Origin of the sequence: Microbacterium sp. NPDC057741, assembly GCF_042798735.1 — a bacterium.
Classification (GTDB): domain Bacteria; phylum Actinomycetota; class Actinomycetes; order Actinomycetales; family Microbacteriaceae; genus Microbacterium.
Genome location: NZ_JBHVJW010000004.1, coordinates 40,022 through 59,783, shown reverse-complemented (window position 1 = coordinate 59,783; position 19,762 = coordinate 40,022). Strand labels below are relative to the sequence as shown.

The following is a 19,762-nucleotide window of genomic DNA, read 5'->3' as shown; positions in this document are numbered from 1 at the left end:
GGGGATGGGGAGGGACTGCTGGGAGCGACCGCGGCGATCAGCCCTTGACGGAGCCGAGCATCACGCCCGACACGAAGTAGCGCTGGATGAAGGGGTAGAGGCAGACGATCGGCAGCACGGTGAGCAGCATGGTGACCGACTGGATGTTGGCCGAGATCTGCACGGCATCCGCTGCAGCACCGGCCTCCGGCGCCCCGGTGGCCGCGGCGATGAGGTTGCGCAGATACACCGTGACCGGGAACAGCTCCTTGCTGTCGAGGTACAGGAAGGCGCTGAACCACGAGTTCCACATCGCGACGGCGTAGAACAGGGTGATCGTCGCGAGCACCGCCTTCGACAGCGGCAGCACGATGCGGAAGAACACCCCGTACGTGGACAGGCCGTCGATCGCGGCGGCCTCCTCGAGCTCGGCGGGGAAGTTCTCGAAGAACGACTTCATCACGAGCAGGTTGAACACGCTCAGCGCGCCCGGCACCACGACGGCCCAGATCGAGTTGCGCCAGCCCAGGTAGCTCGCGATCAGGATGTAGTTCGGGATGAGGCCGCCGCTGAAGAACATCGTGAACACGGCGATGCCGACGAAGAACGTCTTGCCCTTGAGGTGCGGGCGGCTGAGCGCGTAGGCGAAGGTCGTGGTCAGCGCCATCGAGATGAACGTGCCGACCGCGGTGTAGAGCACGGTGTTGCCGTAGTTCGTCCAGAACAGTCCGTCGCCCAGCACGACGCGGAACGTGTCGATGTTGAAGCCGACCGGCAGCAGGTTGACCTCACCGGCGGAGATGGCGCCCTCGGAGGAGAACGCCTTTGCGACGAGGTTCACGAACGGATACAGCGTGACCACGCACACGAGCACCAGCACCAGAGCGTTCGCGACGCGGAAGGTGCGGTAGCCGAGCGACTCCTTGATGATGCCGGTCTCGGAGCGGACGTGCGCGAGGTCGGGCTTCGCGGGAAGGGCTTCGGTCACCATAGCGAGGTACCCACCAATCGACGGGAGATGAAGTTCGCGCAGAGCACGAGGACGAGACCGATCAGCGCCTCGAACAGGCCGATGGCCGTGGCGTACGAGAACTGCGACGACTGGATGCCGACCCGGTAGAGGTAGGTGGAGATGACGTCGGCGGTGGAATAGATCAGCGGGTTCTGCAGCAGCAGCACCTTCTCGAACCCGACCGCCATGAACGAGCCGATGTTCAGGATGAGCAGCACCATCATGGTGGGACGGATGCCGGGCAGCGTGATGTGCCAGGTCTGCTGCCAGCGGTTCGCGCCGTCGATGCGTGCAGCCTCGTAGAGCTGGTCGTCGATCGTCGTGAGCGCGGCCAGGTAGAGGATCGTGCCCCATCCCACGGTCTGCCAGACCTCAGACGAGACGTACACGGTGCTGAACCACTCGGGGCGCTGCATGAACGGGATGGCCTCGCCGCCGAACGCACCGATGATCTGGTTGATGGTGCCGTTCAGCGAGGTGAGCTGCAGCACGAGGCCGGCCACGATCACGATCGACATGAAGTGCGGCAGGTACGAGACGGTCTGCACGATGCGCTTGAACCGGCTGGAGCGCAGCTCGTTCAGCATGAGCGCCAGCACGATCGGCAGCGGGAAGCAGATCACCAGTGTCAGCCCGCCGAGCCAGACCGTGTTCCAGAACACCGTCCAGAACTGCGGATTGTTGATGAACATCTCGAAGTAGTAGAAGCCGACCCATTCGTCGCCGAGGATCGATCCGCCGGGGCGGAAGCGGCGGAAGGCGATGATGTTCCCGATCATCGGGATGTACCGGAAGATCAGCAGGAACAGGATCGGGGCGATGAGGAAGGTGTAGAGGCGCCAGTCGCGCGTGAGGGCGCGCTTCCAGGTCTGCTTCCCTGATGCTGCGGGGTCCAGGCGGTCGCGGCGCCGCCGTCGCCCGCGCCGGGCCGGCTCGGTGACGAGCGCTCTGGTCTCGCTCATCCGGGGATCCGGGCCCGCGGGCAGTGCGCTGCGGGTTGGGGTGGAATCGAGCATGGTCTCACTTCGTTGTGCGGAGGGGCTGCTGGACCTCGAAACTTTCGGAATGACTTCCGATATGTTGTTGACGGCAACAGTAAACATTCCGGGGCATCCACGTCAATCCCTGGCGTGATATTCGTGATCCGAAGGTGACAACATGAGGTCACCGCAGTTACGCTGACCGATAGTTTCGAGGAGGATGCATGGCCAGAGGGCGTTCCACGATCGCGGAGATCGCGGCGGAGGTGGGGGTGTCGGCACCGACCGTGTCGAAGGTGCTGAACGGGCGCACCGATGTGGCCGAGTCGACCCGGCTGCGCATCGAGGCCGCCCTGTCGGCGCACGAGTACCGCAAGCCCGTGGCGACCCGCGCCGACGGTGCGCGCAGCACCGCACCGCGTCTGCTGGACGTGGTGTTCCACGAATCGGACAACCTCTGGGCGCAGGAGATCATCAGCGGCATCGAGCGGGTCGCCGGCCCGGCCCGCATCGGCGTCGTGCTCTCCGAGCTGGGCGGCTCGCACCGCCCGACCCAGGAGTGGATCGACGACGTCATGTCCCGCCGGCCGCTCGGCGTGCTGCTGGTGCTCTCCGACCTCGACCAGACGCAGCGGCACCAGCTCAGCTCGCGATCCATCCCCTTCGTCGTCCTCGACACGCAGGGCAAGCCACCCACCGACGTGCCGACGGTCGGGTCGAACAACTGGAACGGCGGGCTGGTCGCCACCCAGCATCTGCTCGCCCTCGGGCACACCAGGATCGCCGTCGTGATGGGCCCGGCCGACGTGCTGTGCTCACGCGCCCGGGTCGACGGCTTCCGCAGCGCACACGACTCGGCAGGAATCCCGTGGGACCCGGCGCTGGTGCGCTGGGGCGACTTCGACGCGGCATCCGGCTATGAGCACGGAATGGACCTGCTCTCGCGGCCCGACCACCCGACGGCGGTCTTCGCCGGCTCCGACTACATCGCCCTCGGCATCGCGCGCGCGGCGCGCGAGTGCGGCCTGCGCATCCCCGACGACCTGTCACTGGTCGGCTACGACAACCTGCCGATCACCGAATGGCTGAACCCGCCGCTGACCACGGTCAACCAGCCGCTGCGCGAGATGGGCGCACTGGCCGCGCAGATGCTGATCGCCTCGGCCGACGGCCAGCAGCCGTCCTCGATGAAGATGGACCTGATGACCGAACTGGTCGAGCGCGAGTCCACGGCCGCCCCCGCGGTGAAGTGACGGAGCCGATGACCGACCGGCTGCCCACCCGCGCGCCCGAGCTCGCCGGACTGCCCTCCGCCGCTCTGCTCAGCCTGATCGATGAGTTGGAGCGGGCCGGGCTCGACCCGCACGCGCTGCTCGTCACCCGCGACGGCCACGAGCTGTTCCGTGCCGCGTGGACGCCCTGGTCGGCCGAGCAGCCGGCCCTGGTGTACTCGGTGTCGAAGACGTTCACCGCCCTGGCGATCGGCCTTCTCGAGGCTGACGGGATGATCGACTTCGACGCTCCGGTTGATCGCTATGTCGGCGGCGAGAACCCGAACGGGCTGACCGTGCGGCATCTGCTCACGATGAACACCGGGCACAGCCGCGAACAGACCCTGGACCTGCCGTTCTCGGTGCCGGCGCTGCTCACGACGCCACCGGCATCCGCTCCGGGCAGCGGCTTCGCGTACAACTCACCGGCGAGCTACGTGCTCTCCGCGATCGTCACGGCGGTCAGCGGCAGGTCGCTGACCGCGCTGCTGCGGGAGCGGGTGTTCGATCCGCTCGGCATCGGGGAGCGCTGGTGGATCCCGCTCGGCGGCATCGATCAGGGCTTCTCCGGGCTGCACCTCGACATCGAGGATCTGGCCAGGGCCGGGATCATGCTCGCCGACGGTGGGCGGTTCAGCGGGCGGCAGGTCGTGCCCGCCGAGCTCGTGCAGACGATGGCGCAGCCCTGGTCGGACACCGGCGCCGCGGGCGAGCACGGCGACTGGTCGCTGGGCTACGGCTTCCAGATCTGGCGCAGCCGGCACGGCTTCCGTCTGGACGGCGCGTACGGTCAGTTCGTCCTCGTGATGCCCGACACCGGCATCGTCATCGCCTATCAGGGCGCCACCACGCAGACGCAGGACACCCTGGAGGCGCTCTGGCGCCTGGTCGAGTCGTTCCACGACGACGCCGTCCCTTCCGTGCCCGCCGACGCCGCCCTGCTCGCCGAGCGCGCGGCCGTGCTGGACTCATGGACGTCCCGCGACGCCCTCGCCGCGGCATCCGATCCCGTGCCGGACTCGGAGTCGTGGGCACTGGTGGATGCCGTCAGCGGGGGCTGGCTGCTGAGCACGCCGCTCGGCGAGGTGACCGTGCCGCAGGATCGCTGGCAGCACGCGGTGCTCGGTTCGGGCGACCGCTGCCTCGCGGTCGCGACCCGCGGCGAGCGCCAGGGCCGTGCCGTCCTCGTGCACCTCGTGGTGCCGACCTCGCCGCATCGTGCGATCGTCCGCCGCGACGCCGACGGACTGACCGTGTCCTGGCACACCGAGCCGCTGTGGCATCCGTCCCTCGGCACGCTCGTCGTGCCGGAGCCCTTCTCACACCCTCTCTGACCCTCGGAGCACCCATGTCGTCACCCGCGCCCGCCGTCCACCCCGCCTGGCTGCCGGATGCCGCTTTCGCCGCGTTCCTGGGCGGCTCCGCCGCCGTGCTCGGCGAGGGCGCTCCGCTGGACACGGTCCGCGCGGAACTCTCCGCCGCTTCTGCGGCGGACCCGTCCGCGGCCGACCTGGTGGTCGCGACGGCGTCCTCGGTGAGCGCACCGGCGATCGTCGGACTCGAAGAGCTGCCCGACGTGCCGTCCGCCGGCCACACGATCGTGCGCACCGGCGGCCGGACTGTCGTGCTGGGCGCGAGCCCGGCCGGGGCGCTGCGCGGGTTCTACGCCGCGGTCCGAGGGACCGCCGCGGCCCGGGCGACCGGCGAGATCCTCGAGCAGGTCGAGATGTCGGCCCCGACGGAGCCGCTGCGCATGCTCGACCACTGGGACAACATCGACGTGCATCCGTGGATGGGGCAGGTCGAGCGCGGCTACAGCGGCGGGTCGATCTTCTACGACGCGGGCGAGGTGCGGGCCGACCTCGGCCGCGTGCGCGCCTACGCCCGGCTGGTGGCGAGCATCGGCATCGACACCGTGTCGATCAACAACGTCAACGTGCACGCCCGCGAGGCGCGGCTGCTGACCGACGGGCTGCCGGATGTCGCGCGGATCGCCGCGGAGTTCCGCGCCTTCGGCATCCGCATCCTGCTGTCGGTTTCGTTCGGTTCACCGATGCTGCTCGGCGGGCTGCCGACCAGCGATCCGCTCGACGACGCCGTCGCCGCCTGGTGGCGGGATGCGGCGGATGCCGTGTACGCGGCGGTGCCCGATTTCGCGGGCTTCCTGGTGAAGGCCGACTCGGAGGGGCAGCCGGGCCCCTTCGCCTACGGCCGCAGCCACGCCGACGGCGCGAACATGCTGGCCGTGGCGCTTCGGCCGCACGGCGGCCTGGTGCTGTGGCGCGCCTTCGTCTACGACCACCACCAGGACTGGCGCGACCGGTCGACGGATCGCGCCCGTGCGGCATACGACCACTTCACCCCGCTCGACGGGGAGTTCGCGGACAACGTCGTGCTGCAGGTGAAGCACGGTCCGATGGACTTCCAGGTGCGCGAGCCGCTGTCACCGGTGCTCGCGGCGATGCCGAAGACCAGGCTGGCGCTCGAGCTGCAGGTCACGCAGGAGTACACCGGGCAGCAGCACCACGTCTGCTATCTCGGCCCGGCGTGGAGCGAGTATCTGCGCTTCCGGTTGGACGGGCGGCGCACGGTGGCCGAGATCGTCGCCGGCGAGGAGGGCCGGCCGTCGGGTGGCGTTGCCGCGGTGTCGAACGTCGGCACAGACGAGTTCTGGACCGGCCATCCGCTCGCGCAGGCGAACCTGTACGCCTTCGGCCGACTGGCGTGGGATCCGCTGCTCGACCCGTGCGCGCTCCTGGACGAGTGGATTGCGCTGACCTTCGCGGCATCCGATGACGTGTCGCTCGCGCGCATCCGCACTGCGCTGCACGCGATGATGGATGACTCGTGGCAGCGCTATGAGGCGTACACGGCGCCGCTCGGGGTCGGGTTCATGGTGACCGCATCGCAGCATTACGGCCCGGGTATCGACGACTACGAGTACTCGATGTGGGGCACGTACCACTTCGCCGACCGCGACGGCGTCGGGGTCGACCGGTCCGCGTCGACCGGCACCGGTTATGCCGCGCAGTACCCGTCGCCGTGGTGCGAGACCTATGAATCGCTGCAGGCGTGTCCCGACGAGCTGCTGCTGTTCTTCCACCACGTGCCCTACGGGCACGTTCTGCACTCCGGCAAGACGGTGATCCAGCACATCTACGACTCGCGATCGGATGCCGCGGAGCAGCTCGACCAGGTGCAGGACGCCTGGGACTCGCTCTCCGACCTGATCGGCTCGGCCGCCGTGCCGTCCGAGCTGGACGAGCGGATGCGGGAGCGCCTGGCCGAGCAGCGACGCAGCGCGATCGAGTGGCGCGATCAGGTGCGCAGCTACTTCTTCCGCAAGTCCGGCGTCGCCGACGCGACCGGCCGCACGATCTACTGACGGTGGCACCCGGGTAGGCTCGTCGGGTGCGTCTCGTCATCGCCCGCTGTGCCGTCGACTACTCCGGCCGCCTCAACGCCCATCTGCCCCCGGCCACCCGTGTGCTGATGCACAAGGGCGACGGCAGCCTGCTCGTGCACTCGGACGGCGGCAGCTACAAGCCGCTGAACTGGATGAGCCCGCCGTGCTCGCTCACCACCGAGGAGCCCGGTGAGGAGGAGGCGTCCGCCGGCGTCGTCGAGGTCTGGCGAGTGACGCACAAGAAGACCGGCGACGCGCTGCGCGTGCAGATCTACGAGATCCTGAGCGACTCGAACCACGACCTCGGCATCGACCCCGGCCTGCAGAAGGACGGCGTCGAAGCCGACCTGCAGCGACTGCTCGCCGAGCAGGTCGACCTGATCAGCGAGGGCGCGACTCTGGTGCGCCGCGAGTTCCCGACGGCGATCGGCCCGGTCGATCTCATGGTGCGGGATGCCCGGGGCGCAGCCATCGCGGTCGAGGTGAAGCGGCGCGGCGACATCGACGGCGTCGAGCAGCTCACCCGCTACCTCGAGCTGCTCGGCCGCGACCCGCACCTGGCGCCCGTGCAGGGCGTATTCGCGGCGCAGGAGATCAAGCCGCAGGCCCGTGTGCTCGCCGAGGACCGCGGCATCCGCTGCCTGGTCCTCGATTACGAGGACATGAAGGGTACCGAGTCGGGCGCTCCGCGCCTGTTCTGAAAACTGAGCCCATGATGTTCGGCTCCGAGATCAGCCGTATTGAGGCCGAGATGCGGGCAGCCGGCTGGGCCGGTCACACGAGCCTGAGGCAGGAGCTTCAGATATGGAGACGCCTCGCTGCCGAAGTCGCCTCGTATGCGGCGACGATCGACGACTACACGAACGACCTGTGCTCACGGGATTACGTCGCAGAGTTCTCAGTGGCGGCATCGGCCGAGGTGCAGGAGTACATCGCACGTGAGGTTGCGGCGGCCGATGAGCGATTCAGGGCTTCAACCATGCCCGACATCGAGGGCCTCATCGGCGAGTATTTCAGGATTGACACCCGCGATGGCTGGTGGTGGCGTCGACGTCCAGTCGACGGCCCCCTGGCGCACTACCTGACCGAGGACTGAGGAAGCCCGGACCGCGGCACAAGCGCGGGGTGAGCTCTTCACCGGCACGCCTGCAGGCGCCGATCATGGATGCGGGCCAGAAGCCTCTCGATTCCGCCTGCATCCGTCGTTCCTGCCTGCAGATGTTGACGGAGATCAGCCGACGTCCGGCGCCACCGTCTTCGCGTCCTGCGCGGGGATCGTCACCTGACGGATGATGATCAGCACCGATGCGGTGATCGGGATGGCGACCAGTGCGCCGAGCAGGCCCATCAGGGCCGCTCCGGTCATCGCGCCGATGATCACGAGCACGCCCGGCACGGCGACGGCCTTGCCCATCACGCGCGGAGTGACGTAGTAGGCCTCGATCTGGATGTACGCCAGGTAGCCCACCAGGAAGATGACCGCCTGCCACGGACCGACGAAGAGCGCGGCCACCGTGCCGACCACGAGGAAGATCATCGAGCCGATCATCGGCACGAGCGTGATGAAGAACGCGCCGATCGCCAGCAGCACGGCGATGTTCGACCCGATCACCAGCTGCAGCACGAAGACGACGGCGGCGTTGATGGACGACAGCGTGATGCCGCCTGCGACGAACCCGCCCACTGACGCCGTGATCTGGTCGGTCAGGCTCGAGAAGGTCGCCCGGCGGTATTGCGGCACCAGCATCGCGAGCGCGCCCTTCATGGTCTCGAGCGACGCGATGAAGTACAGGGTCAGCACGACCACGAGCACCGTGCTGGAGATGCCGGCGACGATCCCGCCGGCGGCCTTGAGCACCCCGCCCGAGATCGCGAGGAACGACGAGATGCTCACCACGGAATCCAGACCCTGCGCGATCGCGGCGCTGAGGTCGATCCCGAGCGCGTTCTCGATATTCTGATACCAGTCCGTGGTCTGCGCGTGAGCGAGCCATTCCGGTGCGGTCTCCACGATGTGCACGAACTGCTTCACCGTCGCCGGCACGACGATCAGCACGATCGCCACGACCAGCACGAGCACCGCGAGTGCGACGGTGACGATCGCCCACGGGCGCTTCATGCCTGTGCGCTGCAGCTGCCGAACGGCGGGGTCGAGCCCCAGCGCCAGGAACAGCGCGAGGAACAGCGACATCAGCACCGACGACAGCGAGACGAACACGAGGGCGAGGGCGATCGCGAGCAGCACACCGATCGCCACGAGGAATCCGGAGCGCAGCGGAGCGGCCGGCAAGATGCGCCAGGGGCGGGCCGACTTCGACGGGCGCTGCGCGCCGCCCTCGTCGATCACCGCGGCGGCCCGGTCCTGCTCGCGCTCTTCGCTGTTGCTCACCCAGGCACAGTATCCCGCGCCGTGCGGCCGCGTCACGGGACTCGCCCGGCCCGGATGACCTGCGTGCGCGCTGGGCGCGCGAGGTGTCAAGATGCCGCCACCCGGAGGCGGACGGCGCCTCCTGTCACCGGAGGGGCAATGAACACTCTCGCCGCCATGCGTGATTCCGTGTTCTTCGAAGGGCCGGATGCCAGACACCGCGACTCGCGGTTCTGGATGCTGCTCGTGCTCGCGAGCATCATCGCCAGCGCCGGCGTCGTCGGGGATTCGACGGCGACGGTCATCGGCGCGATGATCGTCGCGCCGCTGATGACCCCGATCCTCGGCATCGTCCTGGCGACGGTGCTCGGAAGTCGGCGCAATCTCATCCGCTGCTGGATCCTGGTGATCACCGGCGCGCTCTGCGCCATCGCGATCGGCTATCTCGTCGGCCTGTTCGTGCAGTCGCCGATCATCGCGCAGACGGACTCCCAGGTCGCCGGGCGCGTCTCGCCTCATCTCATCGACCTGCTGGCGGCACTGGCCACCGGTGTCGTGGGCGCCGTCGCCCTTGTCCGAAAGGACATCTCCGACACCCTCCCCGGCGTCGCGATCGCGATCTCGCTGGTGCCGCCGCTGTGCGTGGTCGGGCTGACGATGGAGTCGGGCGCGTGGGACGAGGCCGGGGGAGCACTGCTGCTGTTCGCGACGAACGTCGCCGCCATCCTCGGCTCGGGCATCGTCGTCCTGGCGCCGCTGCGTGCGAAGTGGGAGGGGATCGCCGAGGAGGATGCCGCGACGCCGGCCCGCCCGTACCGTGCGCTGATCTCGATCATCGTGTCGCTGGCGATCATCACGATCCCCCTCGCCAGCACCTCGGTGCGGTTCACGACGGATGCCGTGCTCGAGTCGAAGGTGCGTGCCGCGGCGGAGCCCTGGGCGGACAAGGCAGGATGGCAGATCGACGCGCTCACCGTCAACGGCGGTCGCGCCGAACTGACACTGACCGGCGCTCCCCCACTGCCGAGCACGGAAGATCTCGCCCGCACTCTGCTGGACGCCGGCGTGGATCCCGCCGACGTCGACGCGGAGTTCGTCCCCGCCTACCGCGTGAACCTCGGCGACGAGCCCGCTCGCTGAGCGCCCATAGGGTGGACGCATGCCCCGTTTCTCCTGCATCCTCTGGGATGTCGACGGCGTGATCGCCGACGCGTCCGCCGGCATCCTGCCCCGCCTGCGCGAGGTCTTCACCTCCTACAGCATGCAGCCGCCGGCCGCGGAGGAGCTGTCGCGCTGGATCGGGCCGCCGATGTACGAGTCGTTCCAGCGCTCCGGCATGAGTGTGGAGCAGTCGCTCGAGGCCGTCGCCCGCTATCGCGAGCTCGCGGCGCGCGACGGGTATGCGGCATCCGTCGCGATCTACCCGGGTGTGCCCGAAGTGCTCTGCGCGGTGCGGGACGCCGGCATCCCGCAGTCCACGGCCAGCTCGAAGCCTGAGAACCAGGTGCTCGCGATCCTGGAGCACTACGAGCTGAAGGATCTGTTCACCGTGGTGGCCGGGTCGCTGCCCGATCCGACGACCGGCGGCAACGAGGACAAGGCGACCGTGATCGGGCGTGCGCTGACGCTGCTCAAGGCCGCCGGCGCCGATGTCTCGAGGCCTGTACTCGTCGGCGATCGGGTGCACGACTTGGAGGGCGCGGCGCAGTACGGCATACCGGTGATCTTCGCGGAATGGGGTTTCGGCGAGTCCGGCGAGGCGGAAGGGGCGATCTCCCGGGTCTCGAGTGCCGCCGAACTGAGCCGCGAACTGCTCTCCTGACAGCGGGGTACTGTACCGTGATCTAGGGCGTGTCGACGATTGTCGCGCGATGCGGAGCGCGATCAGAGACGAAGGAGCAGCAGTGGCTGAAGTGCCATCCACTCGCAAGGTGCAGATCACCGTCCCCGTCGCCGACACCAGCGTGATCGAATGGCTCGACCTGCAGTACTCGGCATCCGACTCGTTCCGACGCCTGATCCGCGAAGCGATCGCCCGCGAGGGCTACGTCGACGTCGCGAATCGTCCTGTACGCCCTCCGGCCGAGCCGGTGCACGTCGCGGAGGAGTTCGCCGACGACGTCGAGGCACCCGCACCCGCGCGGCGCCCCGCCAAGACGGATGCCGCGAAGCCGGCCGCCGCCAAGGCCGCGGCCCCGGAGCGGCAGGAGCCCGAGACCGCGGACGCGAAGCCCGCGGTCGCGAAACCTGCGGCCGCGAAGACCTCCGCGCCCAAGGCCGAGGCTGCCTCGGCCACGATCGACGATCTCCTCGGTCTGTAACCCGCTTCCCCCCATCTCATCCCGACACTCGGAACGAAAGGTCTCCCCCATGAGTTCGGACATCATCAACCTCACCGGCGGCATCGACGTCGGCAACGGCTACGTCAAGGGCATGATCCTGAACACCGACAACGGTGTGCGCGATCGTATCGACCTGCCCAGCGCCATCGTGGCCACCCCTCGGCAGTCGCCGAAGGTGCCGCTCGAGGACGCCGAAGCCGCTCAGACCATGAACGACGCCGACGAGGACTTCTACAACCGCCTCGATGCATCGTTCTCGTCGCCGCTGGTCTCCGACAGCGACCGCCGCATCTTCGGCCGTTCCGCACTCAGCGTGCGCGGCTCGGTGTTCAGCGAGTTCGAGGTGCACGACGGACACGCCAGCAAGGCCGACCAGCAGCTGAGCAAGATCCTCGTGCTGGGCGTGTACGCCGCCAAGGCGCTCCGCGACTACGTGCGCGAGCACGACGCGCTGCCCGACCACGAGCTGCGCGTGAAGGTGCGTACGGGTCTCGCCCTGCCGATCAGCGAGTTCGTCGCGCGCCGCTACGGCTACGCCGGCGAGTTCATCGGCTCGAAGGGCTCGGCCGTGCACCTGGTCACGATCAAGAACTTCAACACCCCGGTCAGCATCCGTCTCGAGTTCGTCGACGTCCAGGTGGTCGCCGAGGGCGCCTCGGCGCAGTACGCGATCTCCGACAAGGGCGAGCCCCTGGCCGACGCGCTGCTCACCGACCTGCGCTCCCGCGAGGCCGACGTGCTGCCCGGTGTGACCGGCGCCGACCTGGTCGCTGCGCAGAACACGATCGGCATCGACGTGGGCGAAGGAACCGTGAACTTCCCGGTGTTCACCAACGGCCGCTTCAACGCCGAGGCCGCGTCGACGCTCGACATGGGCTACGGCACGATCCTCGAGAACGCCCTCGACCGTCAGGACGAGGCGGAGCTGCGCTTCACCAGCCGCAAGCAGCTCGCCGACTTCCTGCAGTCGACCCCGTCTGTGCTTCAGCGCAACCGCCACCAGCGCGCGGTGGTCCTGGTCGAGCCCGACGTGAAGCACCTCGTCGAGCAGATCCGCCGTTCGTTCAGCGAGACGCTTAGCCAGTCCGGTGAGTCCACCGAGGTCGTGTACGTCTACGGCGGCGGCTCCGGCCCCATCAAGGACGAGCTCTACCCCGAGCTGATCCGCGCCGCCGGCGACGTGCCCGTGCTGTACCTCGACGCCCGCTACTCGCGTCACCTCAACCGCGAGGGCCTGTTCCTCGCCGCGCGCGCCGCTGAGGAGGCGGCCGAGGCTGCCGCCGCGGCTGTCGAGCAGGTGGCCGCCGAGAACAGCCGTCGCGCCGCCCGGAAGAGCGAGAAGGCCTCTGCCTGACCGGCATCCGCACTGACAAGAACCCCGCCGCGCTGCGTGAGCAGCTCGGCGGGGTTCTTTGTTCCCTCTGGGAGGATTCCTCCTCAGAGCGGACGGATGTTCTCCGCCTGCAGGCCCTTGGGACCCTGCGCGATGTCGAACTCGACGCGCTGGTTCTCCTCAAGAGTGCGGTAGCCGGAAGACTCGATTGCGGAGTAGTGCGCGAACACGTCGGCGCCACCCTCATCAGGGGAGATGAAGCCGAAGCCCTTCTCCGAGTTGAACCACTTGACCGTGCCCTGGGTGCTCATGTACTGCCGTTCTGCTTGTTGCGAAGCCGACGCGGGCTGCACCGACTGTAGAGCTAACGCTAGCCGAGGCAGGGGATCGGTGGACATCCCCATTTCGAAGGTGACGAAAATGTTGCATCCGGGAAAAGTGATGGCCCTCATCGCGGGGGGAGCGATGAGGGCCGAAGACGACCGGAGGGTGCGTCAGATACAGCGTACAGCCTTTGTCCCCCTTTTGGGGGACTTTTGTCCCCCAAAAGGGGGACAAAATCCGAGAAAAGGTGGCATCATAGATGCACGACCTTCCGAGCGGTCCAGTGGGGACTGGGGCGCGAAGCAGGACGTAGGGGATTCCAGCACTCGTTCTGGGGAACGAGGTTCATCTTCTGGGGAGATGTGGGAATCCGGGAGGCGGGAGCAGCCGGGGGAGGGCCCGACACAACCGCAGACACAACGAAGGCCGGGAGAGACGCCTCCCGGCCTTCGATGTGTCTCAGGCGATCACTTGGCTCCGCGGGCCGCGGAGACCTCGACTGCCTTCTCGATCTGCTGCGAGACGGTGTTCCCCGCCTCGTCGACACCGGTCACGCGCAGGTCGATGAACCCGCCGGCATCCGGCACAGGCAGCCGGGCCGAGAAGGATGCCACGAACACGTGCCCGTTCGCGAAGATGCCGGTCATCTTGCCCGGTCCGTCCTTGCTGATGGACTCGGTCTTCAGGGCGACCTTCTTCCACTCGCCGCCCGGCAGGCGCATCTCCAGCGTCGCGGACTTGACCGGCGCGCTGCCGACGGCGCCCTCGAGGTGCGAGACCTGCAGGGTGAACGGCACGGCGGCACCCTTCTTGCGGTTCGCACCCGCGGTGCCGTCGGCGGCGAGGTCGAAGCCGTAGTACGCCTGCAGCATCGGCAGGAAGCCGTCGCCGAGGTCACCGCCGGACTCGAACTCCCACGCGGTCTCGACCTGCGTGCTGGTGCTCAGCCAGGTGCTGTCGTGACCGGTGCTGATCTCGTAGCGCAACCGGTGCTGACCGGCGGGCACGTCGGTCCACGGCGGAGCCTGACCCGTGACGTCGCGCACCTTCTTGCCGTCCGCGTACAGCGCACCCGTGTAGGTGGTGCCTTCCGCGTCGAGCGCTCCGGTGCGGTCGGGGTTCGCGCCGTCGGCCTGGGCAGGGATGTTGATCGACAGCGAGTCGTCCTGACGTCTGGGCGCCCAGTACCCGTTGCCGATGTAGGGTCGCACGACCGGACCGAAGTACGAGGTGCTGACCTTCTGCCCAGGCTTGTAGGAGCGCACGATGTCGCGCACGTTCCACATGCCACCCGCGGCGTACGCGTCCTGGTACCACCGGATGTTCTCGGTGCTCACCCAGTCCACGCGGTCGGTTCCGCGCTCGACGGCGTTGGCCGGCCCGGTGCCGTGTGTGGTGCCGGGCACCATGTCGACGCGCAATTCGGCGGCGTCCTGGCCCTTCTCTCCGTAGTAGCGGGTGTCGATCCGAGCAAGCTTCGGCTTCCACCCGGTGAGGTCCTGCGGGATCTCGCCGTCGGCGTAGCGCGCGATATCCCAGATCTCATCGGCCAGCGGCGTGCCTGCGGCGACGATCTGCTGGTTGCGAGCGATCTTCTTCAGCAGGTCGCGACCCTGGATGCCGCTGATGCCGGCGACCGGGATCGCCGTCTCACCGACCCAGGTGAAGTACTCCTGGTCGGCGCTGTTGATCAGCACCAGCATCCGTGCCCCGGCTTTCGCGGCGCGCGCGGCGATCTCTTCTGGCGTCGTCTCGGATGACAGCGTCGCGATCGCGACCGTCCCCTTGACCGACTTGCCGGCGAACCCGGCGTCCGTGCCCGTGCCGACGTCGACGCCCTTGGCCTTGAGCCGACCGTCGAACGGCACGGCACCGGCCTGCGGGATCACGTCGAGCCTGGTGCCGCCCACCGACAGTGTCAGCGCCGGGTGCTGCATCCGCCAGCGCGCCGTGAAGCCGAAGCTCTCGGCGTCGGCGACCTTCTGCGGCTGGGCGTAGATGTCGTCGGCCCAGATCGGCACGACCGCGGTTCCACCGATGCCGTCGGCGGTGTAGTCCATCCGCCGGTAGGTCGGCTCGGCGTCGGCGTCACCCACGTCGGCGGTCACCTTGACGGCTGTGCGGGCGTCGAGCGAGACGGACTTCGCGCCGTCCAGCACCACGTCCGGGTCGCCGACGAGCGCGACGCCCTGGGCATCCGGCTGCGGGAAGATGTCCATCATCGACATGATCCCGTAGCGGCCGGCCGGCATCCGGAGTGTCGTCTCACCGTCGACGGCGAGCACGCCCGCGATCTCCTCGGGGAAGTTGCTGGTGATCCACGCGTAGGTGCTGGCCGGCTTGCCGTCCAGCCCGGTGGCCGAGACCTTCAGGTCGTAGCGCTCGGCCTCGACCGAGACGCCGAGCGCACTGCGGGTGACCGCCTCGCCGTCGATCGACCCGATCAGGTAGCCGGTGAACCGTGCCCCCGCGGGCACCTCAGCGGGGTCGACGTCGATCGTGACCGAGCGGGTCTCGCCCGCGGGCACGACCAGCGAGTCGGCGCTGAGCTTCAGCACGCCGCCGGTGTCACGGCCGCCGCCATCGCCGGTCGCGTCGACCAGCTTCGCGTCCAGCGCGATCGTCACGTCGGCGTCGCCGCGGTTGGCGTACTCGAAGGTGCGCTGGACAGGCTTCGCGTCGCCGCCCCACGGCACCATGCCGAAGTCGCCCGAGCCGGACGCCACGACATCCGTCTTGATCGCGCGGGCGACATCCAGCACGCCGGCGCCGATCTGGTACGAGCTCAGCGCACCGTCTTCACGTGTGCTGCTGGTGAGCAGCGTGCGCAGCTGCGCACCGGTGAAGTCCGGGTGCTGCTGCTTGAGGATCGCCGCGGCGCCCGCGACGTGCGGGGTCGCCATCGACGTGCCGCTCATCGTCACGTAGTCGCCGCTGCCCGGGCTCATCGACGAGCGGGCCGCGGTGACGTCGTTGCCGGGGCCAGCGATGTCGGGCTTCAGCGCGCCCGAGCGGAACACCGGACCCTGGCTGGAGAACCAGGACAGGTCGCCGGAGGGGTCGTCGACCGATCCGACGGTGAGCGCGCCGGAAGCGGCGCCGGGCGAGCCGACGCTCTCGGGCGACGACGCGTTGCCCGCAGCGACGATGAACAGCGTGCCGTTCTGCTCGGTGAGGTTGTTCAGCGCCTCCGACATGACGTCCTTGCCGTCGGAGGGCTCCTGGGTCCCGAGGCTCATCGACACGATCGGGGCGTTCTTCGACGCCCACTCCATGCCCGAGATGATCCAGGACTCCTGGCCGTACCCGTCATTGCCGAGCACCTTGCCGAACAGCACGTCGGCGCCGTCGGCGACGCCGCGGTTCTTCCCGTCGGATGCCGCACCCGTGCCGACCACGGTCGACACGACGTGCGTGCCGTGCCCCTGCACGTCGTCGGTGTAGCCCTCACCGGGTACGAAGCTCTTCGAGTCCGCCGAGACCTTGTCCTTGAGGTCGGGGTGGGCGGTGTCGACACCGGTGTCGAGCACGGCGACCGTGACGCCCTCGCCGTCGAAGCCGGCCGCCCACGCCTCGGGCGCGCCGATCCACGGCACGCTGGAGTCGAGGGTCGCGGCGACCTTGCCGTCGAGGTGGACCTTGGTGATGCCGCCGGCCAGCTGGCCGGGCTTCGACGCTCGGGCCTTCGAGGTGGTCAGCGCCTGCCAGGTCTGCTCGGCGGCATCCTTGTCAGCGCTGGCGGCTGCCCCCTCGACGCTGGGCAGGGCCTTGCCCACGTCCAGTCCGGGGACCGATGCGGAGCGCTGCTTCGGATTCTGCTCGACGATGAGCGGGATCGCGTCGACGGAGGCGTCGTCGTAGCCGTCGGCGATCAGCTTGGTGACGTTGAAGAGGTCCTGGTCAATCGAATCGGCCGCGAGGAACGGCATGGCGGCATCCGGCACGACGAGCAGGTCGTCGCCGGCCTGGATCTTCTGCCAGCCGGCGCCCGGGATCACGGTGTCGACGTCGACGGTGGTGATCCCTCCCGCTTCGGCGACGTGCACGACGTCGCCGGTGAGGAGCGTGATGTCATGCTCCTCTCCGTCTGCCGCGTCGATGTTCGGATGCGTGGTGGGCGGCTGCACCGGCGGCTGGGCGAACGCCGGTGCGACGCCGAGTCCGGCGACGCCGATGGCGATCGTTCCGACGCCGGCGACGAGGGCTCTGCGCCCGCGCCGTGGCTGTCTGGGGGAGGTGGACATACCTGGGTCCTTCCTTGCTGGGGAATCTGCACTGGGGATGCACTCAAGAACCTGTCACAGCGGCATCATTGGATGGGTGGCGTTCTGACGCCATGACGACGATCCGCCAGCGTCCGGCGGCTGCACGCTCGAGGAGGCGCTGTGCTCGATCCGATCGGTCTCGATGAGCTTCAGGTCGCGGTGTACCGCTCCCTGCTCGGGGTGCCCTCCGCGAGCGTCGACGAGGTGGCTGTGGCCGCGCAGCTCACACGCGAGCGCACCCTGCAGGTGCTGGGTGCGCTCGAGGAGCAGGGGCTGGCCGCGCGCCGCGCCGCAGATGCGGGCCGCTATGTGGCATCGCCGCCCGGACTGTCGCTCGGGCCGCGCCTGGACGAGCAGAAGCACCGGCTCGCGCAGGCGCAGGAGACGCTGGAGTCCCTCGCCGAGCTGTACCGCGAGGGAGCAGTGCACCGCGTGGCGCCGGATGTCGTGGACGTGGTCGTGGGGGCCGATGCGCTGCGGCAGCGGGTGTTCCAGGTGCAGAGCTCGGCGGACACCCGCATCGACGTGTTCATGCTCAGCGACGTGGCCGTCGTCTCGGCCGAGGAGAACGATGCCGAGGCCCAAGCTCTCGCCCGCGGCGTGCGGTACCGGGTGCTGGCGGAGCCGGATGTCGTGGCGCGCCCTGGCTTCATCGAGAGTGCGCGGGAAGTGGTCGCGCACGGCGAGGAGATCCGCGTGCTGGCCGGGCTGCCGACACGGCTGATCATCGCCGACGGACGGCTCGCACTGCTGCCGATGTTCTCGCAGGCGGACCAGGGATCGATCGGTGGCCTGCTGGTGCGACCGAGCGGTCTGCTCGACCTGGTGAACGGCATGTTCGAGCGGTGCTGGGAGGCGGCGACCCACCTGATCGATGACGACACCAACACGCTCGCCCGCGAGCACGGCATCGACCGCGAGCTGCTGTCGATGCTGCTGCTGGGCATGACCGACCCGGCCATCGCCGACCAGCTCGGCGTCTCGGCACGCACGGTGCAGCGGCGCATCGCAGACCTCATGGAGTCGGCGGGCGTGACCACCCGCATCCAGCTCGGTGCCGCCGCGGTGCGCCTGGGCTGGGCCTGAGTAGAGTCGGAGCACGCATCGTCCCCCGGTTCGTCCCTGAAGGAGCATCCGTCATGAGCACACCTTTCGCCGTCGTCGGCACGACCATCGTCACCGGTGATCGCGAGGGCACGCTCCTCGCCGACCACACCGTCATCGTGGACGGCACGGGCACGATCAGCGCCGTCGGCCCGAGCGCCGAGATCACCGTGCCCGCGGGACACCGGTCGATCGACGGGGCGGGGCTCTTCCTCACCCCTGGACTGATCAACGCGCACGCGCATCTCTTCGCCGACGGCAAGCCGCTGCCGGCGTTCATGACCAGCGAGACGATGGAACAGGCCGTCGCGTGGTTCATGCACGGCCCGCTCGGACGCCCTCTGCTGGACTCCCGTACGAAGAAGAACGTCGTCACGCAGCTGAACAGCGGCGTGACCACCATCCGCAGCCTGGGCGACGCCCGCTACGAGGTGGTCCGTGCGCGCAACGCGATCGAGGCCGGGAAGTATCTCGGCCCGCGACTGTACCCGTCGGGTCCGCTGCTCGCGGTGAGCGGCGGCCATGGCGCCCCGCAGATCGCGCTGATCAGCGATGACCCGTGGACGGCGCGCAAGAACGTGCGCATCAACCTGCGCAAGGGCGTCACGGCGATCAAGATCGCCGCGACCGGTGGAGTCACGGATGCCAGGGCGATCGGCGAGGCCGGGCGCCCGCAGATGACCGAGGAGGAGATGCTCGCGATCTGCGAGGAGGCGCACAATGCCGGCATCCTGGTCGCCGCCCACGCGCAGAGCGCGGAGGGCATCGCCGCCTGCCTGCGGGCCGGCGTCGACACGATCGAGCACGGCGCGGGAATGAACGACGAGATCATCGCCCTGTTCAACGACAACCCGCGATCGCTGCACGGCCGCTCTGCCCTGATCCCCACGCTGCAGGCGTGCCTGCCTCTGGTGAAGCTCGACCGCAGCGTCACCGGCGTCAACGAGATTGTCAAGGCCAACGCCGAGATGATCCTGGACGAGATGCTGCAGGGCATCGCCGACGCGCTCGCGAATGATGTGACGATCGGCATGGGCACCGACTCGGCGCTCACCTACGTCACGCACTACAACACCTGGCGCGAGGTCGATTTCCTCACCCGGCACGGTGGCCTGACGCCCGCGCACGCGCTGAACGCGGCGACGCAGACGAACGCCGGTCTGCTCGGGATCGACGGCATCACCGGATCGATCGAGACGGGCAAAGCGGCGGATCTGGTGCTGCTCGAGAGCAATCCTCTGGACGGTTTCCGCGCCTTCGACGAGCCGATCCTGGTCGCGGCCCGCGGCGAGCTGATCGAGACCCCGACCGTGACCCGGTTCCCCGAGATCGATCGGCTGCTGGACGGGCTCTGAGCCGCCGCAGCACACACCGATGA

General features: G+C 68.8%; 16 protein-coding genes. 11 read left to right on the top strand and 5 right to left on the bottom strand.

Going from position 1 to position 19,762, the window contains the following annotated elements; translation table 11 throughout:
* Positions 1-37: 37 nt before the first annotated feature.
* The gene (locus tag ACFVDO_RS13635) at positions 38-970 is read right to left on the bottom strand and encodes a carbohydrate ABC transporter permease (protein ID WP_378858702.1); all 933 of its coding nucleotides are present in this window, start codon (positions 968-970) and stop codon (positions 38-40) included.
* Entirely contained in the window at positions 964-1,953 is a 990-nt protein-coding gene (locus tag ACFVDO_RS13630) for an ABC transporter permease (protein WP_378858701.1), read from the bottom strand. The genes ACFVDO_RS13635 and ACFVDO_RS13630 overlap by 7 nt, the downstream gene beginning before the upstream one ends.
* 242 nt (positions 1,954-2,195) lie before the next feature.
* Here ACFVDO_RS13630 and ACFVDO_RS13625 point away from each other — a divergent pair, with 242 nt between their 5' ends.
* The 5 genes from ACFVDO_RS13625 to ACFVDO_RS13605 are packed head-to-tail and all read left to right on the top strand — an operon-like array spanning position 2,196 to position 7,744.
* Entirely contained in the window at positions 2,196-3,224 is a 1,029-nt protein-coding gene (locus tag ACFVDO_RS13625; protein WP_378858700.1) for a LacI family DNA-binding transcriptional regulator, read from the top strand.
* A gap of 8 nt (positions 3,225-3,232) precedes the next feature.
* Positions 3,233-4,576 (top strand): serine hydrolase domain-containing protein, encoded by a 1,344-nt coding sequence (locus ACFVDO_RS13620; protein ID WP_378858699.1) that lies wholly within the window; start codon positions 3,233-3,235, stop codon positions 4,574-4,576.
* Between the two features lie 14 nt (positions 4,577-4,590).
* Positions 4,591-6,627 (top strand): alpha-glucuronidase, encoded by a 2,037-nt coding sequence (locus tag ACFVDO_RS13615; RefSeq protein WP_378858698.1) that lies wholly within the window; start codon positions 4,591-4,593, stop codon positions 6,625-6,627.
* 26 nt (positions 6,628-6,653) lie between these two features.
* A complete protein-coding gene (nucS, locus tag ACFVDO_RS13610) occupies positions 6,654-7,349 on the top strand; it encodes an endonuclease NucS (RefSeq protein ID WP_378858697.1) in 696 nt (231 codons plus the stop codon).
* An 11-nt stretch (positions 7,350-7,360) separates the two neighbouring features.
* The gene (locus ACFVDO_RS13605) at positions 7,361-7,744 is read left to right on the top strand and encodes a hypothetical protein (protein ID WP_378858696.1); all 384 of its coding nucleotides are present in this window, start codon (positions 7,361-7,363) and stop codon (positions 7,742-7,744) included.
* A 135-nt stretch (positions 7,745-7,879) separates the two neighbouring features.
* On the opposite strand, the gene ACFVDO_RS13600 is transcribed toward ACFVDO_RS13605, so the two are convergent.
* Positions 7,880-9,037: an AI-2E family transporter gene (locus ACFVDO_RS13600; protein WP_378858695.1), complete on the bottom strand. Its 1,158-nt coding sequence runs from the start codon at positions 9,035-9,037 to the stop codon at positions 7,880-7,882.
* A gap of 156 nt (positions 9,038-9,193) precedes the next feature.
* On the opposite strand from ACFVDO_RS13600, the gene ACFVDO_RS13595 reads away from it, so the two are divergent.
* The 4 genes from ACFVDO_RS13595 (at position 9,194) to ACFVDO_RS13580 (ending at position 12,712) form a co-directional block, all read left to right on the top strand.
* A complete protein-coding gene (locus ACFVDO_RS13595) occupies positions 9,194-10,156 on the top strand; it encodes a DUF389 domain-containing protein (protein WP_378858694.1) in 963 nt (320 codons plus the stop codon).
* A gap of 19 nt (positions 10,157-10,175) precedes the next feature.
* Positions 10,176-10,838: an HAD hydrolase-like protein gene (locus ACFVDO_RS13590; RefSeq protein ID WP_378858693.1), complete on the top strand. Its 663-nt coding sequence runs from the start codon at positions 10,176-10,178 to the stop codon at positions 10,836-10,838.
* Positions 10,839-10,920: 82 nt separating this feature from the next.
* A complete protein-coding gene (locus ACFVDO_RS13585) occupies positions 10,921-11,337 on the top strand; it encodes a hypothetical protein (RefSeq protein WP_378858692.1) in 417 nt (138 codons plus the stop codon).
* Between the two features lie 49 nt (positions 11,338-11,386).
* Positions 11,387-12,712, top strand: a complete 1,326-nt coding sequence (locus ACFVDO_RS13580; RefSeq protein ID WP_378858691.1) for a hypothetical protein — start codon at positions 11,387-11,389, stop codon at positions 12,710-12,712.
* A gap of 83 nt (positions 12,713-12,795) precedes the next feature.
* On the opposite strand, the gene ACFVDO_RS13575 is transcribed toward ACFVDO_RS13580, so the two are convergent.
* Entirely contained in the window at positions 12,796-13,002 is a 207-nt protein-coding gene (locus ACFVDO_RS13575) for a cold-shock protein (protein WP_236126218.1), read from the bottom strand.
* A 480-nt stretch (positions 13,003-13,482) separates the two neighbouring features.
* A complete protein-coding gene (locus ACFVDO_RS13570) occupies positions 13,483-17,259 on the bottom strand; it encodes a S8 family serine peptidase (RefSeq protein ID WP_378858690.1) in 3,777 nt (1,258 codons plus the stop codon).
* 141 nt (positions 17,260-17,400) lie between these two features.
* Between ACFVDO_RS13570 and ACFVDO_RS13565 the strand changes: the two genes are divergently transcribed.
* Entirely contained in the window at positions 17,401-18,366 is a 966-nt protein-coding gene (locus tag ACFVDO_RS13565) for a helix-turn-helix domain-containing protein (protein ID WP_378858689.1), read from the top strand.
* A gap of 53 nt (positions 18,367-18,419) precedes the next feature.
* Entirely contained in the window at positions 18,420-19,739 is a 1,320-nt protein-coding gene (locus ACFVDO_RS13560) for an amidohydrolase family protein (protein ID WP_378858688.1), read from the top strand.
* Positions 19,740-19,762: the final 23 nt, after the last annotated feature.

What these genes read in the sequence shown, in the direction of transcription:
- ACFVDO_RS13635 (WP_378858702.1), bottom strand. Translation starts at nt 970, where the DNA reads ATGGTGACCGAAGCCCTTCCCGCGAAGCCCGACCTCGCGCACGTCCGC.
- ACFVDO_RS13620 (WP_378858699.1), top strand. Translation starts at nt 3,233, where the DNA reads ATGACCGACCGGCTGCCCACCCGCGCGCCCGAGCTCGCCGGACTGCCC.
- ACFVDO_RS13575 (WP_236126218.1), bottom strand. Translation starts at nt 13,002, where the DNA reads ATGAGCACCCAGGGCACGGTCAAGTGGTTCAACTCGGAGAAGGGCTTC.
- ACFVDO_RS13625 (WP_378858700.1), top strand. Translation starts at nt 2,196, where the DNA reads ATGGCCAGAGGGCGTTCCACGATCGCGGAGATCGCGGCGGAGGTGGGG.
- ACFVDO_RS13605 (WP_378858696.1), top strand. Translation starts at nt 7,361, where the DNA reads ATGATGTTCGGCTCCGAGATCAGCCGTATTGAGGCCGAGATGCGGGCA.
- ACFVDO_RS13560 (WP_378858688.1), top strand. Translation starts at nt 18,420, where the DNA reads ATGAGCACACCTTTCGCCGTCGTCGGCACGACCATCGTCACCGGTGAT.
- ACFVDO_RS13595 (WP_378858694.1), top strand. Translation starts at nt 9,194, where the DNA reads ATGCGTGATTCCGTGTTCTTCGAAGGGCCGGATGCCAGACACCGCGAC.
- ACFVDO_RS13590 (WP_378858693.1), top strand. Translation starts at nt 10,176, where the DNA reads ATGCCCCGTTTCTCCTGCATCCTCTGGGATGTCGACGGCGTGATCGCC.
- ACFVDO_RS13630 (WP_378858701.1), bottom strand. Translation starts at nt 1,953, where the DNA reads ATGAGCGAGACCAGAGCGCTCGTCACCGAGCCGGCCCGGCGCGGGCGA.
- ACFVDO_RS13580 (WP_378858691.1), top strand. Translation starts at nt 11,387, where the DNA reads ATGAGTTCGGACATCATCAACCTCACCGGCGGCATCGACGTCGGCAAC.
- ACFVDO_RS13570 (WP_378858690.1), bottom strand. Translation starts at nt 17,259, where the DNA reads ATGTCCACCTCCCCCAGACAGCCACGGCGCGGGCGCAGAGCCCTCGTC.
- ACFVDO_RS13615 (WP_378858698.1), top strand. Translation starts at nt 4,591, where the DNA reads ATGTCGTCACCCGCGCCCGCCGTCCACCCCGCCTGGCTGCCGGATGCC.